Genomic DNA, 17,294 nt, shown 5'->3' with positions numbered 1-17,294 from the left:
TGTAATCTTTTTTTAACGGGCTGTAACGTTTACCTTGACCGGCCTCTGGGAACAATATACACATGTCGCTAAACGCATCGAGGTTGAGAGGTGGCTCTTACACTGCCTCACCCTCAAGATGTAGACATGATCGATAAACCAGTAGGGGGAAAAGATTATGGCAGACAAGCTCAATGTAACGAAACGAGAACTACGACCACGTTCGGTCCGCGCGAACTTGCGCAAAGAAGGAAAAGTGTTAGGTGTCGTCTACGGCTACAAAGTCGAGAGCACACCGGTCGCATTCGAAGAAATGGCGCTCCGTAAAATTCTTCGCGAGCATGGCGATAACGCCTTGATCGAATTGAACATCGACGGCAAAAAAGTAAACACGCTCGTGCACGGTGCAGAAGTTGACCCGTTCACGAACGAATACAAGCACGTCGAGTTCATGGCAGTGAAGATGGACGAAGCGACGGAAGTCGAAGCGGACGTCACGCTCGTCGGCGACGCGAAAGGCGTCAAAGAAGGCGGCTACTTGGCGCAAACGTTGTACAAAGTCACGGTCTCAGCGACGCCAGCGAACATCCCAGAGCGGATCGAGCTCGACGTATCTGAACTTGGCATCGGCGACTCGGTAACGGTAGCTGACATTCCTGAGAACAAAGACTACGAAATCGTCTCAGACGGCGAACTTCAAATCGCGTCTGTGAACGAACCGGTCGCTGTGGAAGAGCTTGACGAAGAGACAGCTCCTGAAGGTGGTGCTGAATCGACTGAAGCGTCAGAAGAATCAGCAGAAGATGCCTCAGAAGAGTCTTCAGAAAAAGAATAAGTAGCGATTTCAAACGGCCCTCCTCGAGGGTCGTTTTTTGTTGTCACGACTTCGCCATATGTAAACGATTACGATGTGAAAAATGTGTCAACATCTTGAAACGGCGATTGCTTTTTCAGGCGGTTGGGCTTATATTGTTAATGATTTCACATATACGTTCTTATTTAATAGGTTCATTCAAACAGAAAGAAGGGTTTTGTGACATGGCATCAATGGAAATCCATGCACTTGAATCATTGCGGAAGAAAGCACAGGCGTCCTCGCACATGATTCATTATCGGCCGATGGAATATTTTTTACGGGCAATGCTCGCGGGGATCTTTATCGGGTTCGCTTCAATCTTTACGTTAAAAGTCGTCAACGGCATGTATTTGATCGACTCACCGTTCACGACGCTCATCGGTGGTTTCTCGTTTGGGATCGCTCTCGTCATGATCATCTACGGGGGAGCCGAGTTGTTCACCGGGAACACGATGTACTTCACGACGTCGACGATGCGCGGTTATACGACGCTCAGTGACACGATGCTCGTCTGGTTGCTTTGTTTTGTCGGGAACGCCCTTGGGGGGATTTTATTTGCCTTGTTGCTCGCACCAACAGGCGTGATTCAAGAGCTCGGGATGGACAATTGGTTGTTCGCAGTCGTCGAGAGCAAGATGCACCATACGACCGTGGAGATCTTCTTCCGAGCCATCTTCTGTAACTGGATGGTCTGTCTCGCGATTTTCTTACCGAAACAAATGAAAAATGAGTTCGCCCAAATCTTTTCCATGATCTTTCTCGTCGCGGTCTTCTTCGCCTCAGGATTCGATCATGTCATCGCTAATTTCGTCTTATTCGCGCTCACACTCGTCGTCCCGCATCCGGAGACGATCAGTTTCGCTGGGGCGATCCACAATTTGATTCCGGCAACGTTCGGGAACATTATCGGCGGGGCGTTATTCATGGGAGCCATCTACACGTGGTTAAACGCGAAAGGATTGCGGGAAGCCCAAGAATCTGAAGAAGTCGAACTGAAAATCGTCAAGCCTGCTAAAGAAGTATGACTTATATCACGAATCGTAACAGTCGAGTCCACGCCTAGGATTCGGCTGTTTTTTCTCATCTGCGCTCGGATCAACTGTCACAATTTCGTCCCGCCTTGTATTCGTCAAACGTGACATAATCAATATATAGGTCATTCAACCGTTTATAACGAACGATGAATCAATATATAGTGAGGTGTTGCGAAATGAATTTAGTTCAACTGTACAAGGACGTCTGCGTCCTCCCCGATCAAGATTTAGTGCAAGAAAACGCTAACGTCGACGGGAAGTCACCGCTCGGTAAATTGGCGCGCCTATCGTCTGAAGTGTCAAAAGAGTTGGCAACGGCGTACTTGTTGTCGGAGCGCTCAAGACAAGCGATTGCGGACAATTTCCTTTACGTCCATGATGCGGACTACTATGTGACCGGTTCGACGACGTGTTGTCAAATCCCTCTCGGGGACTTGCTCACGAACGGATTCCATACCGGACACGGGACGATCCGACCACCTCAAGATATCCGTTCGGCGATGGCACTCGCATCGATCATCCTTCAAGCGAACCAAAACATGCAGCATGGCGGGCAAGCGTTTCCGACGTTTGATGCTGATCTCGCCCCGTACGTCGAGAAAACGTACGACCGGCATGTGGAACGTTTGAAGTCACTTCCGGTCGACTTATCGGATAACCAAATCGAATTGATTGCAGAACAAGAGACGGTCAAGGCAACGTACCAAGCATGCGAGGCGTTCATCCATAACGCGAACTCGATGCATTCCCGCGGCGGCGGTCAAGTGCCGTTCGTCTCCATCAATTATGGGACCGACACATCGCTATGGGGCCGTGTCTTCATCAGGGAATTGTTAAAGGCGACAGAACGGGGACTCGGGAACGGGGAAACGCCGATTTTCCCGATTCAAATTTTTAAAGTGAAAGAAGGAGTCAACTTTCACGAGGATGATCCGAACGTTGACTTGTTCCGGTTGGCGTGCCAGGTTACCGGGAAAAGACTCTTCCCGAACTTCTCCTTTGTCGACGCCCCGTTCAATGCTGCGTATTATGACGGCACGCCTGCCTCGGAGGTCGCTTACATGGGGTGTCGCACCCGAGTCATGGGGAATCGTCACGGTGCCGAGACGTCGATCGGTAGGGGGAATCTGTCGTTCTCGACGCTGAATCTCGTCAAGATCGCACTCGTCTCGTCTGATTTGAAATCGTTTTATGAGACGCTCGATGCGTATACTGACATCGCCATCGAACAATTGCTTGAACGATTTGAATATCAGTGCAAACGTCGCGCGGATGAGTTCCGCTTCTTGTACGCCCAGCACGTCTGGCGCGGTAGTGAGACGCTCGCCCCTGACGATGAGCTTCGGGAAGTGTTGAAACAAGGGACGTTGTCTGTCGGTTTTATCGGACTCGCGGAAACGTTGCGCGTGCTCGCCGGGGCGACGCATGCAGAATCAAGAGATGCTGAGCGGCTCGGTCTCGATATCGTGACTCGATTGGCCGAGCGGGTAAAGGAGGCGGCAGAACGCTACGACTTGAACTTCTCGCTATTGGCAACGCCGGCAGAAGGGTTATCCGGTAAATTTGTTTTAAAAGACCAACAGTCGTTTGGAATGATCGAAGGAGTGACCGATCGCGCCTTCTACACGAATTCCTATCACGTCCCGGTCTATCAGAACGTATCGATCCGAGAAAAAATTCGGCTAGAAGCGCCGTATCATGCGCTTTGTGATGCCGGTCATATCACGTATGTCGAAGTCGACGGGTCACTTGCCCATAATCCGGAAGCGGTCGAGTCGATTGTCAGACTCATGCGTCAGTATGACGTCGGTTACGGCTCGATAAACCATCCGGTCGACCGTTGCGGCAGTTGCGGACTCGAAGGAATCATTGATGAGGCGTGCCCGACGTGCGGGGAACGTGAACAAATCGAACGAATCCGCCGTATTACCGGTTACTTGGTCGGCACGATGGACCGTTGGAACTCGGCAAAACGAGAAGAAGAAAGAGCGAGGGTGAAACATGATGCGCGTCCTATCCGTACTTGATGAATCAGTCGTCGACGGGCCCGGTGTGCGGACCGTCATCTTTACAGCCGGCTGTCCGCACCGATGCCGCGGCTGCCATAACCCTGAATCGTGGAATCCGAAAGGCGGGGACGAGGTGACGGTCGAGTCGTTGCTCGAACGGGTCGAAGCGTCCGGTTGGGACGGCGTCACGGTGTCGGGAGGAGAACCGTTTTTGCAGCCGCGCGAGCTGTCTCGGCTCGTCCGCGGCTGCAAGGCGCTCGGGAAAAACGTCTGGGTGTATACCGGGTATACGCTCGAGGCGCTCGAGCAACTCGAAGATGAACAGGTCAATGACGTTCTCGATCATGCTGACGTACTCGTCGACGGCAAGTTTGTGGAAACGTTACTCGACCGGTCACTACGCTTTAGAGGTTCTAGCAATCAGCGCATCATCTTTTTGAATAAAGTGTAATCGGGGCGACAGCGTCCCGATTTTTTGTATACTGATACAAAAGGGGGAATTTACATGAAATGGTGTACATACGAACGTGACGGAGAGACGGCGATCGGTATCGTCGATGGGATGAACGTCTATGACGTCAGCAATCAATTACATACGAACTCGTTGTTAGAAGTGATCGCCCGCGAATTTGAGCCGGACATCGACCTCGATGTCGCCCCGGTCTATCCAATCGACGCGGTCACATTGCTCGCCCCGTACCGGCCGCTCAAAAACGTGATTTGTATCGGCAAGAACTATGAAGAACACGTGAAAGAGATGGATACGGCAGGGGCCGGCAAATTGGTCATTTTCACGAAAGCACCGACGTCGGTCGTCGGGCCTGAGGCGGTCGTCGAACGGCATCCTGAGCTGACCGATCAGCTCGACTATGAAGGCGAGCTCGCCGTCATCATCGGCAAGTCCGGTCGAGACATCGAACACGTCGCGGACCATATTTTCGGGTACACCATCTTGAACGATATCACCGCGCGTGACGTCCAAAAGCAGCACGTCCAATTTTTCCGCGGCAAGTCGTTTGATACGTTCTGTCCGATCGGTCCTTACATCGTTACGCCGGATGAGCTATCGTTCCCGTTGACGATTGAGACGAAAGTGAACGGACAAAATCGTCAGTCTGGGACGACAGACGAGATGATCCGCCCGATTGAAGAACTGATTCGAACGTTGTCGACAGGGATGACGCTTGAAGCGGGCGACATCATCGCGACGGGAACACCGGCCGGGGTCGGACACGGGATGAAACCTCCTGTCTACTTGCAGACGGGCGATACCGTCGAAGTATCGATCACTGGGCTCGGGACGCTACGGAACGTCATCGTCTAAATCGACATTGACGCAAATTGTGAAGAATTTTGTAAACGCTCCGTCAATTCTCGATGGGTCAATCTGTTCCGATTATAATCAAGGTAGAGATTAGAGGAAACATCATTGAGGAGATGAATGAACATGGAACGAAACGACCATCATGAAGACAATCGACGTGAAGACTGGCTCGACACCGAACTCGGTTCGTCGACCCGGCAACCGGCACCGCCTCGTGCGGACCAATCGGCCAAACCGTCTTTTATGGGACGCATGTTTCCCGGGTTTGTGGGCGGGGTCATCGGGGCGCTCGTGACGGGGGCGGTCGCGTTACCGTTTTTGGATCAAGCACCGAGCAACGTGAACGATACGGCAGTCACATCTGAAGGGACGCCGGTTCAGACGTCTTCCGGCGTCGGGGATACGTCCGTGACCGATGCCGTTGCGGCGGCGCAACCGGCTGTCGTGACGGTGAACAACTTTGCTGCGACTGGTTTCTCGAGTGAAGCGGTCGAGGCGGGTGTCGGGTCTGGTGTCATCTACAAAAAAGAAGGAGACGCCGCATACATTGTCACCAACCACCACGTCGTGAACGGGGCTGACCGTCTGACGGTCACGTTCAATGACGGGAAGACGGCAGATGCGACATTGATGGGGAGTGACGCGACGTATGACCTGGCGGTGCTCAAAGTCGACGCGGACGACGTCCCGGCCGTCATCACGATTGGAAAATCGGGTGAGTTGAAACCAGGACAGACGGTCATCGCGATCGGTAACCCGCTCGGACAGTTCGAGAATTCGGTCACGCGCGGCGTCGTCTCGTCAACGTCACGACTCGTCCCGGTCGATACGGACGAGAACGGACAGGCCGATTTCAACGCCGAGGTCATTCAGACCGACGCCGCGATCAACCCGGGTAACTCAGGTGGTGCGCTCATCAATGAATCGGGCCGATTGATCGGAATCAACTCGATGAAAATTGCGACCGATACGGTGGAAGGCGTCGGCTTCTCGATTCCAATCGATATCGCCTTGCCGCTCATCAACCAAATCGAGCAGACCGGTGAAGTGAACCACCCATCCCTCGGCGTGTCACTCCGGGATGTGTCCGAGTTTCCACCCGGATACTTGACAGAACAAATCAATTTACCGGAAACGGTGACGAACGGCACGATCATCATCGACGTCCAATCGAATAGTTCAGCCGCACGGGCCGGGTTGCAGGCGCGAGATGTCATCGTCAAGATCAATGACCAAGACGTTTCTTCTTTCATTGACCTCCGAAGCGAATTGATTCGCGATACGGACGGAACGGTTTCGATTGAATACATTCGAAACGGCCAGACGGAGACGGTCGACGTCGAGATTCAAAACGTGAATGGTTCGGCACTGTAAAGGTGGGCATGTTGCCCGCCTTTTTTGGTATGCTGTAAAAAAGGAGGGGTTATAATGATTCGTACGTTATATGGCATATTATTTTTAGGAGCAGGAATCATGCATTTCGTCCAAGAGCGTGCCTTTATGTCCATCATCCCGAAGTCGTGGCCGTTCAAGCGATTCATGGTTCAGGCAAGCGGCGTGATCGAAATCGTCTACGGCGCGTTGTTGCTCATGAACCGCGGGACGGGTTTCGTCAAAAAGACGTTGCCGGCCTTCTTGCTCGCCGTCTTCCCGGCAAACATCAATATGGCGCTCAAGCCGTCACGTCTTGGAAGGAGACCGATTCCGAACTGGGTGACATGGGCTCGTCTGCCGCTGCAGTGGGTGCTCATCAAAGGAGTAAAGAAAATATAATGTACATACGGAGGGATGCAACATGAGTACAAACGTACTGACATGGTTCGAACACTTTCACGCTCATCCTGAAGTGAGTTGGAAAGAAGTTGAAACGACATCGACGATTGCGGCCATCCTGGCGTCATGGGGAGTTCGTCACGAGACGTACGACGACGTCACGGGTGTCATCGCCGAAATCGGTGCTGGGGAGGAAGTCATCGCCGTCCGCGCCGATATTGACGCCTTATGGCAACAAGTTGACGGAACGTTCAAAGCAAACCATTCGTGCGGGCACGACGCCAACATCAGCATGGTGCTCGGCGCGCTCGACATCTTGAGACATGAGGAGTTGTCGAAACGAATCCGGTTCATCTTTCAACCGGCCGAAGAACAAGGGAACGGTTCGCTCGCGATGATTTCAAAAGGGGCACTCGCCGACGTGACCGAGCTGTATGGCATTCACTTGCGTCCTGCCGAGGAGCTGGCACTCGGTCAATTTGCGGCGACGATTCAACACGGGGCCGCCATTTTTATGAAAGGCCGTATCCTCGGGGACGATGCGCACGGTGCGCGCCCGCACCAAGGGCAAAATGCGCTCGATGTCGTGTTCACGATTCAGCAACAGTTGAAAAATATTTATTTGTCCCCGTTCGAGCCACACTCGATCAAGTTGACAGGCGTCCAGGCAGGAAGTGATAACTTGAACATCATCCCGGGCAACGCCACGTTTTCGATTGATGTGCGCGCACAAGCGAACGATGAGCTGCTCGCTTTACGTGACCGCGTCGAGACGATGTTGTCTCAAATCGCTAGTCTCCACGGGGTGACGATTGACTGGGCTTGGGAAGATTTCACGCCGGGCGCCGTCGTCGGTCCAATGTCGAGCCGTCATGCGAGCGAGGCAATCGTGGAGCGTTACGGTCCTTCGGCACTCGTCGAGCGCGTCGTCACGTCGGGGAGCGATGACTTTCATTTTTATACGGTCAAACAACCGACGCTCGATGCGACGATGATCGGGATCGGCGCGAACTTGACGCCGGGCCTCCATCACCCAGAGATGACGTTTGACCGGTCCGTGTTACAAGAAGGGGCGCTTTTGCTCGCCGATACGTTGCGGCGAGCGGTAGTAGGGATAGAGACGGGAGCATAATGCTTTCGTCTTTTTTCTATTGCCAAGAAACGATGTAAGCGTTATCATAATTCTATTAGCGACAATATAACGACAATTCTGAATTTTTCGCTAACGGGGAGGAAAACGTATGGAACAGGGGAACAAATTAGAAATGAAGCTCGGGTGGGCGATTCTGCCGCTACTTGTCATGATCGGGGTCATGCTGGTGGCGATCGTCTTGCTCGAGCAAGGACCGCACATCCCGCTCATCATCGGGACGGCAGTCGCATCGATCGTCGCCTACAAGCACGGTTTCAAGTGGAAAGAGATCGAGGAGATGATGTACAAAGGGATTCGGCTCGCATTGCCGGCCGTCGTCATCATCATTCTCGTCGGGTTGACGATCGGTGCCTGGATCGGGGGAGGGATTGTCGCGACGATGATTTACTACGGATTGACGATCATCTCACCGGCTTATTTCCTCGTCACGATTTGCTTGATTTGTGCCGTCGTCGCCCTCTCAATCGGCAGTTCTTGGTCGACGATGGGGACGATTGGTGTCGCCGGGATGGGGATTGGGCTCAGTATGGGGATTCCGGCAGCGATGGTCGCGGGGGCGGTCATCTCAGGAGCGTACTTCGGGGACAAGATGTCGCCGCTGTCGGACACGACGAACCTTGCAGCCGGATTGACGCACACGAACTTGTTTGAACACATTCGTCACATGCTGTATACGACGATCCCGGGGTTGTTGATTGCGCTCGGCGTCTATTTCTGGATCGGCAGACGATTCAGAGAGACGTCGACGGATTCATCGGAGATCACACAGACGCTTGGGATTTTAAAAGACAGTTTTCTCATCTCGCCGTGGCTGCTGCTGATTCCGCTTGCCGTCATCGTGCTCGTCGCAAAAAAAGTGCCGGCCATCCCGGCGCTCGTCGTCGGGATCGCGCTCGGTTTCCTCGCACAAGTCTTCGTCCAAGGCGGTTCGCTCGCTGACAGCGTCGGAGCGCTCCAGAGCGGGTACGTCATCGATACGGGGAACGAACTCGTCGACAACTTGTTCAGTCGGGGCGGGTTAGACGCGATGATGTACACCGTCTCGATGACGATTGTTGCGATGACGTTCGGGGGGATATTGGAATATTCGGGGATGCTCCAATCGATCATGAATCAGATCGTGAAACTCGCGAAGTCAGCCGGATCGCTGATCGCGTCGACGATTTTGGCCGGTTTTGCTACGAACGCGACGTGTTCTGAACAGTACATATCAATCGTCGTCCCGGCGCGCATGTTTGCCGGTGCTTATGAGAAGATGGGACTCCAATCAAAAAATCTATCCCGCGCACTCGAGGACGGCGGGACGCTCACATCGGTGTTCATTCCGTGGAACACGTGCGGGGTGTTCATTCTCGGTACGCTCGGCGTCGGGGCGTTCGAGTATGCGCCATATGCCATCTTGAACTTTATCGTACCGGTCATCTCCATCATTTACGCGTTCACTGGCTTCACGATTGCAAAGCTTCACGTGTTGAAGGCAGAACCGCCGATTGAACAGGAAGCCCAATAAAAACAGGCGCGTCGCTCATGTGCGATGCGCCTGTTTTCAGGACGGTAACTTAAATATATAGACGGCGCGGGGACGTCCTTGGGCATAACTCATCTCTTCGCCGATCACATCGACGAATCCGGCATCATGAAGTTTTTTGATGAGCCGTTCCGTCGTCCGTCGAGATACCCCGAGATAGTCAGTCAATTCTTTAGCGGTGAACTCATGTTTACGTTTGGAAAACGCAAGAATCTTTCCGATGTTCACCGGGCTGATCCCGATTCGTTTAATTATGTCAAAAGCATTCTCGTCGGTCACCCGATACTGGACAGATTCGCCACTTTCCGGGAACGACAACCGTTTCGTCGCATCGACGATTCGCATCTGCTGTTCGGTTGAGGCGGACAAGGCGATGCGGGCATGCTCGAGTGCCGTCTGGTAGTCGGAACCGTACCCGATGCCGATCACGGAATCGTCGTCACGAGGGGACAACGTCGCTGTCTCGAGGGCATGCGCAATCTCACATTTTGTCGTGAGAAGTAAAGGCGTATCGTCTTGGGTTTAGACGTGGCCTTGATGCCGCATCGTGTGTAAATGCTCGCGCAGCGCAATGCTCGTCGTGGCGTAAAGGACGATGGCGAACTGAGACAAGTCGGCAAGATGCTTTCGGACTTGGCCGATGAGGTTTTCAAGATGATGGATGACCGTGCTGACCGGTTCGATCATGAGCTGGCTGTTAAATCCTTCTTCGAGCAGTTGGCGATGAACCCGCTCGATGCTCGTTACGGCCAACTTGGAGTCACGTTGTTGATGCGAAACGTGAAAGCGAAACACGTCCGAGAAGTCGACATCCGGATCGATTTTCATCACAGCGGGTTGCGTCAAGTCGGTAAACGCCGTGAAGATGTCGTTTAGCCGCTCCGGTTCGTTCACATCGATCGTCAATTCATCGAGAGCGAGCTTTTGGGCGAGCGTCGCATATAAAATGGTCGTCAATAGGACGGTCTCATCTTGTACGACGTGATGGGCGATCGTCTCGTTCAAATAAGGCGTCGCATAGGCATAAGGGAACGACCCGGAAAAAAAGACGCCGTCGTAAGATCCGAGCTGTGCCGCGATCTGGGCCGTTTCGCGAGGGTGAGTATACGTGAAGTAGGCGAAACGGACATCGTCGAATTTCGGTGCGGCGTGCGAGACGGTCGCGACGAACGCTGACGAACCGACGATGGCGATTTGGATGGACATGAAAACTCCTCCTTGCAATATAGCGACTATTTAACGACAATATAACTAACGACACGTTAGAAGTAAAGGAGCAATGAACATGAAAATTGAGAAGATTGAATTATTCGCGATTCGGTTACCGCTAAAAGTACCGTTTATCGTCAGTTATCATCGCTACGACGACATGCCGTCGGTCATTGTCAAGATGACGAGCGCCTGTGGTCATGTCGGGTACGGGGAAGCCGTAGCTGACGAACACGTCACCGGCGAGTCTCTCGAAAGCACGATCAGCGTCATCCGTCACTTGCTCGGACCGATGTTGCTCGGTAAAAACCCGATGCACCTCGAGCAAATCCATGACGTGATGGACCGGGCCATCCGTGACGTGCCGGCTGCTAAGGCGGCACTCGATATCGCTTGTCACGACCTCGTCGGAAAAAAACTTGGGCTTCCGGTGTATGAATGGATCGGTGGACGTTACCATGACGCTTTCCCGGTGACGCACGTTTTAAGCATAGGGGAACCGGAAGCGATGGCGCATGAGGCGAAGCAACAAATCGAGGCGGGCTACACGTCGGTCAAAATGAAAGTCGGGGTCGACGTCGCCTCAGACGTCGAGCGCGTCGCAGCGGTACGTCAAGCGGTAGGGCCGGGCGTGCCGATTCGAATCGACGTGAATCAAGGCTGGGTCAATGCCGGCAAAACACTGCAGGCGATGAAACAACTCGACGGATATGACCTCGATTGGGTCGAGCAGCCGGTCCGTGCTGATGATTTCGAAGGCATGGTCGAAGTGAAATCGAAGATCAATGTGCCGCTCATGATCGATGAAGGCGTCCGGGGCATGAGTGAGATGCGTCGATTGACGATGATGCAGGCCGCCCACAAAGTGAACATCAAGCTCATGAAGTGTGGCGGCATTTATCCGGCAAAAAAACTTCTCCATGTCGCAGAGATGTCAGGGATCGAGTGTCAAATCGGATCGATGGTCGAATCGTCCGTCGCTTCGAGTGCCGGTTTCCACGTCGCCTTTTCAAGCAAAATCGTTCATTCGGTCGAATTGACGGGACCGCTCCGTTTCTCTGAAGACATCGGCAACTTATCGTACGACTTGCCGCACATTCGATTGAACGATCAACCTGGGCTCGGGATCGATGTCGATGAAGCAGTGCTCGAACGATTGACGACGGCACGTTACGAGGTGATCGACTGATGCGAGACGAGGTATGGAACGGGGTATGGAACGGAATCACGCTAAGCGTCCGCTATTTGTCGGCCGATGATCTCTCGCAAATCGAAGCGGTTCAAGACGCGGTCGTGGCCGAGTTGGCGTTCGCGAGCCAGTATGAGTCGCTTTCGACCGAAGAGTTCCGGAAACTGTTGGCGGACAAGACGATGCTTGGAGCGTTCCATGACGAGACGTTGATCGCGTTTCGGGCGCTCCTCATCCCGCCGCTTGACGAGGAGCATCTCGGACGGGACATCGGTTATCCCGAGCATGGACTCGACCGGATTATTTATCAAGAAGTGACGAACGTGCACCCCTCTTTTCGTGGGTATCGTCTCCAGCAACACCTTGGCCGTCTGTTGATGGAGGAGTTGAGTCAAGATAGCCGGTTCGACCTCGTCTGCGCAACCGTCGCTCCGTTCAATATCCCGAGTCTAAAAGACAAGTTCGCCCTCGGCTTACGGATTGGTGCGTTGAAGCTGAAATACGGCGGCAAGCTTCGCTATATTTTCATGAAAGAGCTCCATACCGGTTGGCAACCGGGCGGAGAGCCGGAATGGATTGACATGGCGGACACGTCGTTGCAGGCAGAACGGTTAGAAGACGGTTGGTACGGCACGGGGATGCGTCAAGATGGCGACAACTGGTACGTCCGTTATGAACGCGAACAGGCCTGATCAATGTGATCAGGCCTGTTTATTAATCGAGGACGAACAAAACGTCATCCGCAAACTTTTCATACGTCCGGTCGCTCGGATGGAACTGGTCGGTCGCGAGATCTCGGGAGACGTCAGACACGTAGGCGAACGGGTCGATGACGTCGATGCGGTGCGCATTGCCGAAACTTGCGGCCGAAGCGTTCCAATCGAGGATGAGTTGGTTGAACGCCTGACCGTTCTCGTTGTCTTGGAACGGGTTATAGAGGGCGATGTAGACGATTTGGGCGCTGTCGTTTAAATCGCGCAATTGAGCGAAGATGTCATTCAAATTCGCTTTTGCGTCGGTCACGACTTGCTCAATATCGACTGATTCGAAATTATCGACGTTCTCGCCGCGGTTGAACAAGTCGTTGCCCCCGATGGTCAATGTGATGTACCGGGCATTCGCGATTGTCCGTCTGACTTCAGGTTGCTCAAGTTGGGCGAGCAAGTCTTCGGTTCTAGCACCGGAGACGGCCAAGTTTTGCGAACGAATCCCGTCTTCCTGCAGTACTCGGCTGACCGGCTGGACGTATCCGGCGCCAGACGTCGATCCGACCCCTCGCGTCAGTGAATCGCCGAGTGCGACGAACACTTCGCCTTCCGGTTCCGGACGGGCGTCTTCATTCACGGAAAGTGTCCGTTCCGGAGGATGAACGATATCTTGATACCCGATCCATAGTCCATATAGAGCTGTCCCCGTGAGAAACAGCGTACCGATCAAAAACGCATACCATTTTCGATTTTTCATCTGATGACCTCGCTTTCGTTGCCACTATCATATCAAATATTCCCGAACCTGCCCTATGTGAATGTTCGAATAGGACAGATCATGTCTGTGTCCGCTAGAATGGAAAAGAGGTGAGACGATGCAACCAACATTGAAGATTAATCAATTGAGCAAAGTGATTGGAAAGAAGACGATCATCGACAACATTTCGTTCGATGTGTTCCCAGGTGAAGTGTTCGGTTTCCTAGGACCGAACGGGGCCGGGAAGACGACGACGATACGGATGATCGTCGGTTTGATCAAACCGACGAAAGGGACCGTTTCGATTTGTGGCCACAACGTCGAACGTGAATTCGTGCAAGCGATGACCCAAATCGGGGCGATCGTCGAAAACCCAGAGCTGTATAAGTTTTTGAGCGGGCGTGAAAATTTGGAAGTGTTCGCCCGTATGTTGCCGGATGTGACCGAGGCGAGAATCCAAGAAGTCATCGACCTCGTCGATTTGACGGCGCGCATCGATGATAAAGTGAAGACGTACTCGCTCGGGATGCGGCAACGGTTAGGAATTGCGCAGGCGCTCCTCAACAACCCGCGCGTCCTCATCTTAGATGAGCCGACGAACGGGCTTGATCCGATGGGGATCCGCGACCTCCGCCTCTTCATTCGGCGACTCGTTGAAGAGACCGGTTTGAGCGTGCTCGTTTCGAGCCACATTTTGGCGGAAATCGAGCTCCTCGCTGATCGTGTCGCCATCATGTCGCGCGGAAAAATCGTGAAAGTCGGGACGGTGCAAGACTTGATTAACGAACTTGCATCGACGGTCGACATCCATGTCCCGGACAGTTTCGAAGCGTTGCCGGTCGTGCGTGGCTTTGAGTCGGTCACGCAAGCGGACGTCGTCGATGAGCGGACAATCCGTGTCTCGATGAACTTAGAAGACACGGCCCGATTGAACCGTTATTTGCTTGAACGCGATGTGGCTGTCTCCGGTTTAGAACGGCGTGTGCAAACGCTTGAAGAACTGTTTATCACATTGACCGGAGGTGACCATATTGTCTAATCCTTCATTAATAGGTTTAATTCGGAACGAAGTATTAAAGATTCATCGGAAGCGACGTCTGCTTGTCGTGTCGACGATTCTCGTCGTCCTCGTGTCGATGTTCACGTATGCGAACTATCGTCAAATCGAGAAACAGCGGGAAGAGCAAGGGACGATTGACTGGCGTGTCGATCTTCAGCAAGAAATCATCGATACGCAGAACCGGCTCGCCTCGGCGAATGTGCAGGACGAGTTCCGGCAAATCCTTGAATTTCGTGTCCAACAGAACCAATATTACTTAGATAATGACATTAATCCGAGCTATCCGGGTGCTCCAACGTTCATGCGCATCTTCTTCTCGCAAGGGACGACCCTCGTCTTGCCGCTGTTCATTATCGTCCTCATGGCCGATATCGTCAGCGGGGAACATAACGACGGGACAATCAAGACCTTGTTGTCGAGGCCGGTCCGGCGCTTTAAGATTCTGCTCGCCAAATGGATGACGACGTTGCTGTATACGTCGCTCCTCATTTTTATCACGGCGTTCGTCAGTTACGCGATTTCCGGGATCGTGCTCGGTTGGGACGGGTGGACCGCCCCGATATTGACAGGTTTCCAAGCCTCTCCGACCGGAACGTTCTCGACCGACTTCGTGCATACGCTCCCGATGTGGCAATATTTACTCATGTCCGTCGGGCTCGCTTGGTTCGTCGTCGCTGCAGTCGGGACGATCGCCCTCATGGTGTCCGTCGTCGTCAAGAATACGGCAACCGGGATCGGAATCATGATGGCCGTGCTCATTTCGGGACCGCTCCTCACGTCGCTCGGCTCGAATTGGGACAGCTCGAAATATTTAGTGAACGTCAACTTCGGTCTTCATACCTATTTGGAAGGACAGGCGCCACCGATCGACGGCATGACGTTACCGTTCTCGCTCGTCATCATTACCGCCTGGGCGCTTGCCGCGCTTGGCTTCGCGTTTTATCATTTCACTCAAAAAGATGTATATTGATCGGCGTCGCCTTCACGGGCGACGTTTTTTTGTGCGGTTGAAAGGGCTAGCCGACAGGAACAAACTAGTCCTATTGACTTAATATTTTAAATTGTCAAAATAATTAGAAAGTTGGATTCATTAATTGTGGGAAACTATGTAAAGTAGGAGTCACCACATAAGGAGGGAAACAATTATGAAAAAAGTATTGTCCACATCACTCATCGCGGGCGTCCTACTCGTCCCGCAACTCGTCGGTGCAAGCGAACTCAAATCGGGCACGTTGACGAAACCGTCGAGCGAAGCGCCGACGACCATCGTCAAAGAGTATGCGAAAGCGAAAGGTCAATTCAAGACGATCGAGTCAAAACGAGACAAAGTCGGTCAAGTCGTCAAGTTGCAACAGACGGTCGACGGCGTTCCGGTATTCGGAGGCATCGTCGTCGGGATCGTCGATGAGGCGGGCCAATTGAAGACGGTCGTCGATGACGCGAAAGAAGTGAAAGGGTTACATAAGTCGATCAAGTTGAATGAGAAAAAAGCGGTCGCACGTTACAAACAACTTGTCGGCCATGAAGGTGCGTATGAGCTTGAGCCGCAAGCAGAACTCGTCGTCTATCCGAACGGAGAAACCGCCGTCTATGCGTATGAAGTGACGGGGACGATTCTCGATGCGGACGAGCCGTCACGTTGGACGTACTTCATCGATGCAGCGAGCGGAGACGTGTTGAATAAATATAACCAGCTGGCGCACGCGAAACCGACGAACGGTGTCACCGGAACGACGTACACTGGAACCGGGATCGATGTACTTGGACAAAGCCAGACGTTCAAGACGACGAAGAGCGGGTCGTACTACTATCTTCAAGATTCTACACGAGGTAAAGGCATTTATACGTACGACGCCGGAAACCGGACGCGGTTGCCAGGTTCACTTTGGGCCGATGTCGATAACGTCTTGAACACGACGTACGACCGGGCCGCGGTCAGCGCACACGTCAACGCGACGAAAACGTATGACTTCTTCAAGAACACATACGGCCGGAATAGTTACGACAACAACGGGGCCGCGCTCAACTCGACCGTTCACTACAGCCGCAGTTACAACAACGCGTTCTGGGACGGCAGCAAGATGGTTTACGGCGACGGGGACGGGCAAACGTTCACGTACCTCTCGGGGGCACTTGACGTCGTCGCGCACGAGCTGTCACACGCCGTCACGGAATACACGGCAGGACTCATCTATCAAAACGAGTCAGGGGCCATCAACGAAGCGGTCTCGGATATTTTCGGAACGGTCGCCGAGTATAGCGTCGGCTCGAACTTTGATTGGTTGATCGGGGAAGACATCTACACGCCAGGCGTCGCCGGTGACGGTCTTCGCTCGATGGCGGACCCGGCTGCTTACGGGGACCCAGACCACTACTCGAAACGTTACACAGGCACGCAAGATAATGGCGGCGTCCACATCAACTCGGGCATCGTCAACAAAGCGGCCTACCTGCTCGGTAACGGTGGCACGCACTACGGCGTCTCGGTCCAAGGTGTCGGTGTCATGAAGATGGGCGACATCTACTACCGTGCCCTCACGGTATACTTGACGCCAACATCGAACTTCTCGAGCCTCCGTCAAGCGGTCGTCCAGTCGGCGAAAGACCTATACGGCGCGACGAGCCCAGAAGCGATTGCTGCGGCGAAGTCGTTCGACGCGGTCGGCATCAACTGATAGACAAACACTGAATGGATCACCATCGACTTCGAAAGGAG

17 protein-coding genes are annotated in these 17,294 nt (G+C 53.3%); 14 read left to right on the top strand and 3 right to left on the bottom strand.

What is annotated here, in order from left to right; translation table 11 throughout:
- Positions 1–157: 157 nt before the first annotated feature.
- From JJU47_RS12945 to nhaC, 9 genes are all read left to right on the top strand, one after another.
- A complete protein-coding gene (locus tag JJU47_RS12945; protein WP_228620187.1) occupies positions 158–814 on the top strand; it encodes a 50S ribosomal protein L25/general stress protein Ctc in 657 nt (218 codons plus the stop codon).
- Positions 815–1,026: 212 nt separating this feature from the next.
- Complete coding sequence (locus JJU47_RS12940; protein WP_228620235.1) at positions 1,027–1,860, top strand: formate/nitrite transporter family protein; 834 nt, start codon at positions 1,027–1,029, stop codon at positions 1,858–1,860.
- Positions 1,861–2,045: 185 nt separating this feature from the next.
- Positions 2,046–3,896 carry an anaerobic ribonucleoside triphosphate reductase gene (locus JJU47_RS12935; RefSeq protein WP_228620185.1) on the top strand — a complete coding sequence of 617 codons (1,851 nt, stop codon included), beginning with the start codon at positions 2,046–2,048 and terminating at the stop codon, positions 3,894–3,896.
- Positions 3,874–4,329, top strand: a complete 456-nt coding sequence (nrdG, locus tag JJU47_RS12930) for an anaerobic ribonucleoside-triphosphate reductase activating protein (protein ID WP_228620233.1) — start codon at positions 3,874–3,876, stop codon at positions 4,327–4,329. The genes JJU47_RS12935 and nrdG overlap by 23 nt, the downstream gene beginning before the upstream one ends.
- A gap of 54 nt (positions 4,330–4,383) precedes the next feature.
- Positions 4,384–5,202: a fumarylacetoacetate hydrolase family protein gene (locus JJU47_RS12925; protein WP_228620183.1), complete on the top strand. Its 819-nt coding sequence runs from the start codon at positions 4,384–4,386 to the stop codon at positions 5,200–5,202.
- 123 nt (positions 5,203–5,325) lie between these two features.
- Positions 5,326–6,576, top strand: coding sequence for a S1C family serine protease (locus tag JJU47_RS12920; protein WP_228620180.1), 1,251 nt, complete (start codon positions 5,326–5,328; stop codon positions 6,574–6,576).
- A gap of 54 nt (positions 6,577–6,630) precedes the next feature.
- Complete coding sequence (locus tag JJU47_RS12915; protein WP_228620178.1) at positions 6,631–6,975, top strand: DoxX family protein; 345 nt, start codon at positions 6,631–6,633, stop codon at positions 6,973–6,975.
- A gap of 22 nt (positions 6,976–6,997) precedes the next feature.
- Positions 6,998–8,107: an amidohydrolase gene (locus JJU47_RS12910; protein ID WP_228620176.1), complete on the top strand. Its 1,110-nt coding sequence runs from the start codon at positions 6,998–7,000 to the stop codon at positions 8,105–8,107.
- A gap of 109 nt (positions 8,108–8,216) precedes the next feature.
- A complete protein-coding gene (gene nhaC, locus JJU47_RS12905) occupies positions 8,217–9,638 on the top strand; it encodes a Na+/H+ antiporter NhaC (protein WP_228620174.1) in 1,422 nt (473 codons plus the stop codon).
- Between the two features lie 36 nt (positions 9,639–9,674).
- On the opposite strand, the gene JJU47_RS12900 is transcribed toward nhaC, so the two are convergent.
- Both JJU47_RS12900 and JJU47_RS12895 read right to left on the bottom strand, forming a co-directional pair.
- A complete protein-coding gene (locus JJU47_RS12900; protein WP_228620172.1) occupies positions 9,675–10,085 on the bottom strand; it encodes an HTH domain-containing protein in 411 nt (136 codons plus the stop codon).
- A 93-nt stretch (positions 10,086–10,178) separates the two neighbouring features.
- Entirely contained in the window at positions 10,179–10,862 is a 684-nt protein-coding gene (locus JJU47_RS12895; RefSeq protein WP_228620170.1) for a hypothetical protein, read from the bottom strand.
- A 79-nt stretch (positions 10,863–10,941) separates the two neighbouring features.
- Here JJU47_RS12895 and JJU47_RS12890 point away from each other — a divergent pair, with 79 nt between their 5' ends.
- Positions 10,942–12,054 (top strand): mandelate racemase/muconate lactonizing enzyme family protein, encoded by a 1,113-nt coding sequence (locus JJU47_RS12890; protein WP_228620168.1) that lies wholly within the window; start codon positions 10,942–10,944, stop codon positions 12,052–12,054.
- Positions 12,054–12,746: a GNAT family N-acetyltransferase gene (locus tag JJU47_RS12885; protein ID WP_228620166.1), complete on the top strand. Its 693-nt coding sequence runs from the start codon at positions 12,054–12,056 to the stop codon at positions 12,744–12,746. Before JJU47_RS12890 ends, JJU47_RS12885 begins: the two co-directional genes overlap by 1 nt.
- Positions 12,747–12,768: 22 nt before the next feature.
- Here JJU47_RS12885 and JJU47_RS12880 read toward each other — a convergent pair whose 3' ends face one another.
- The gene (locus JJU47_RS12880) at positions 12,769–13,518 is read right to left on the bottom strand and encodes a GDSL-type esterase/lipase family protein (RefSeq protein WP_228620164.1); all 750 of its coding nucleotides are present in this window, start codon (positions 13,516–13,518) and stop codon (positions 12,769–12,771) included.
- Positions 13,519–13,636: 118 nt separating this feature from the next.
- Between JJU47_RS12880 and JJU47_RS12875 the strand changes: the two genes are divergently transcribed.
- The 3 genes from JJU47_RS12875 (at position 13,637) to JJU47_RS12865 (ending at position 17,253) form a co-directional block, all read left to right on the top strand.
- The gene (locus tag JJU47_RS12875) at positions 13,637–14,557 is read left to right on the top strand and encodes an ABC transporter ATP-binding protein (RefSeq protein ID WP_228620161.1); all 921 of its coding nucleotides are present in this window, start codon (positions 13,637–13,639) and stop codon (positions 14,555–14,557) included.
- Positions 14,550–15,548, top strand: a complete 999-nt coding sequence (locus tag JJU47_RS12870) for an ABC transporter permease (RefSeq protein ID WP_228620159.1) — start codon at positions 14,550–14,552, stop codon at positions 15,546–15,548. The genes JJU47_RS12875 and JJU47_RS12870 overlap by 8 nt, the downstream gene beginning before the upstream one ends.
- 175 nt (positions 15,549–15,723) lie before the next feature.
- Complete coding sequence (locus tag JJU47_RS12865) at positions 15,724–17,253, top strand: M4 family metallopeptidase (RefSeq protein WP_228620157.1); 1,530 nt, start codon at positions 15,724–15,726, stop codon at positions 17,251–17,253.
- The last annotated feature ends 41 nt before the right edge of the window (positions 17,254–17,294 follow it).

The sequence above is a fragment of the Exiguobacterium sp. genome, from assembly GCF_020832205.1.
GTDB lineage: Bacteria > Bacillota > Bacilli > Exiguobacteriales > Exiguobacteriaceae > Exiguobacterium.
The sequence above is the reverse complement of the archived record's forward strand: the minus strand, read 5'-3'. Positions and strand labels throughout refer to the sequence as shown.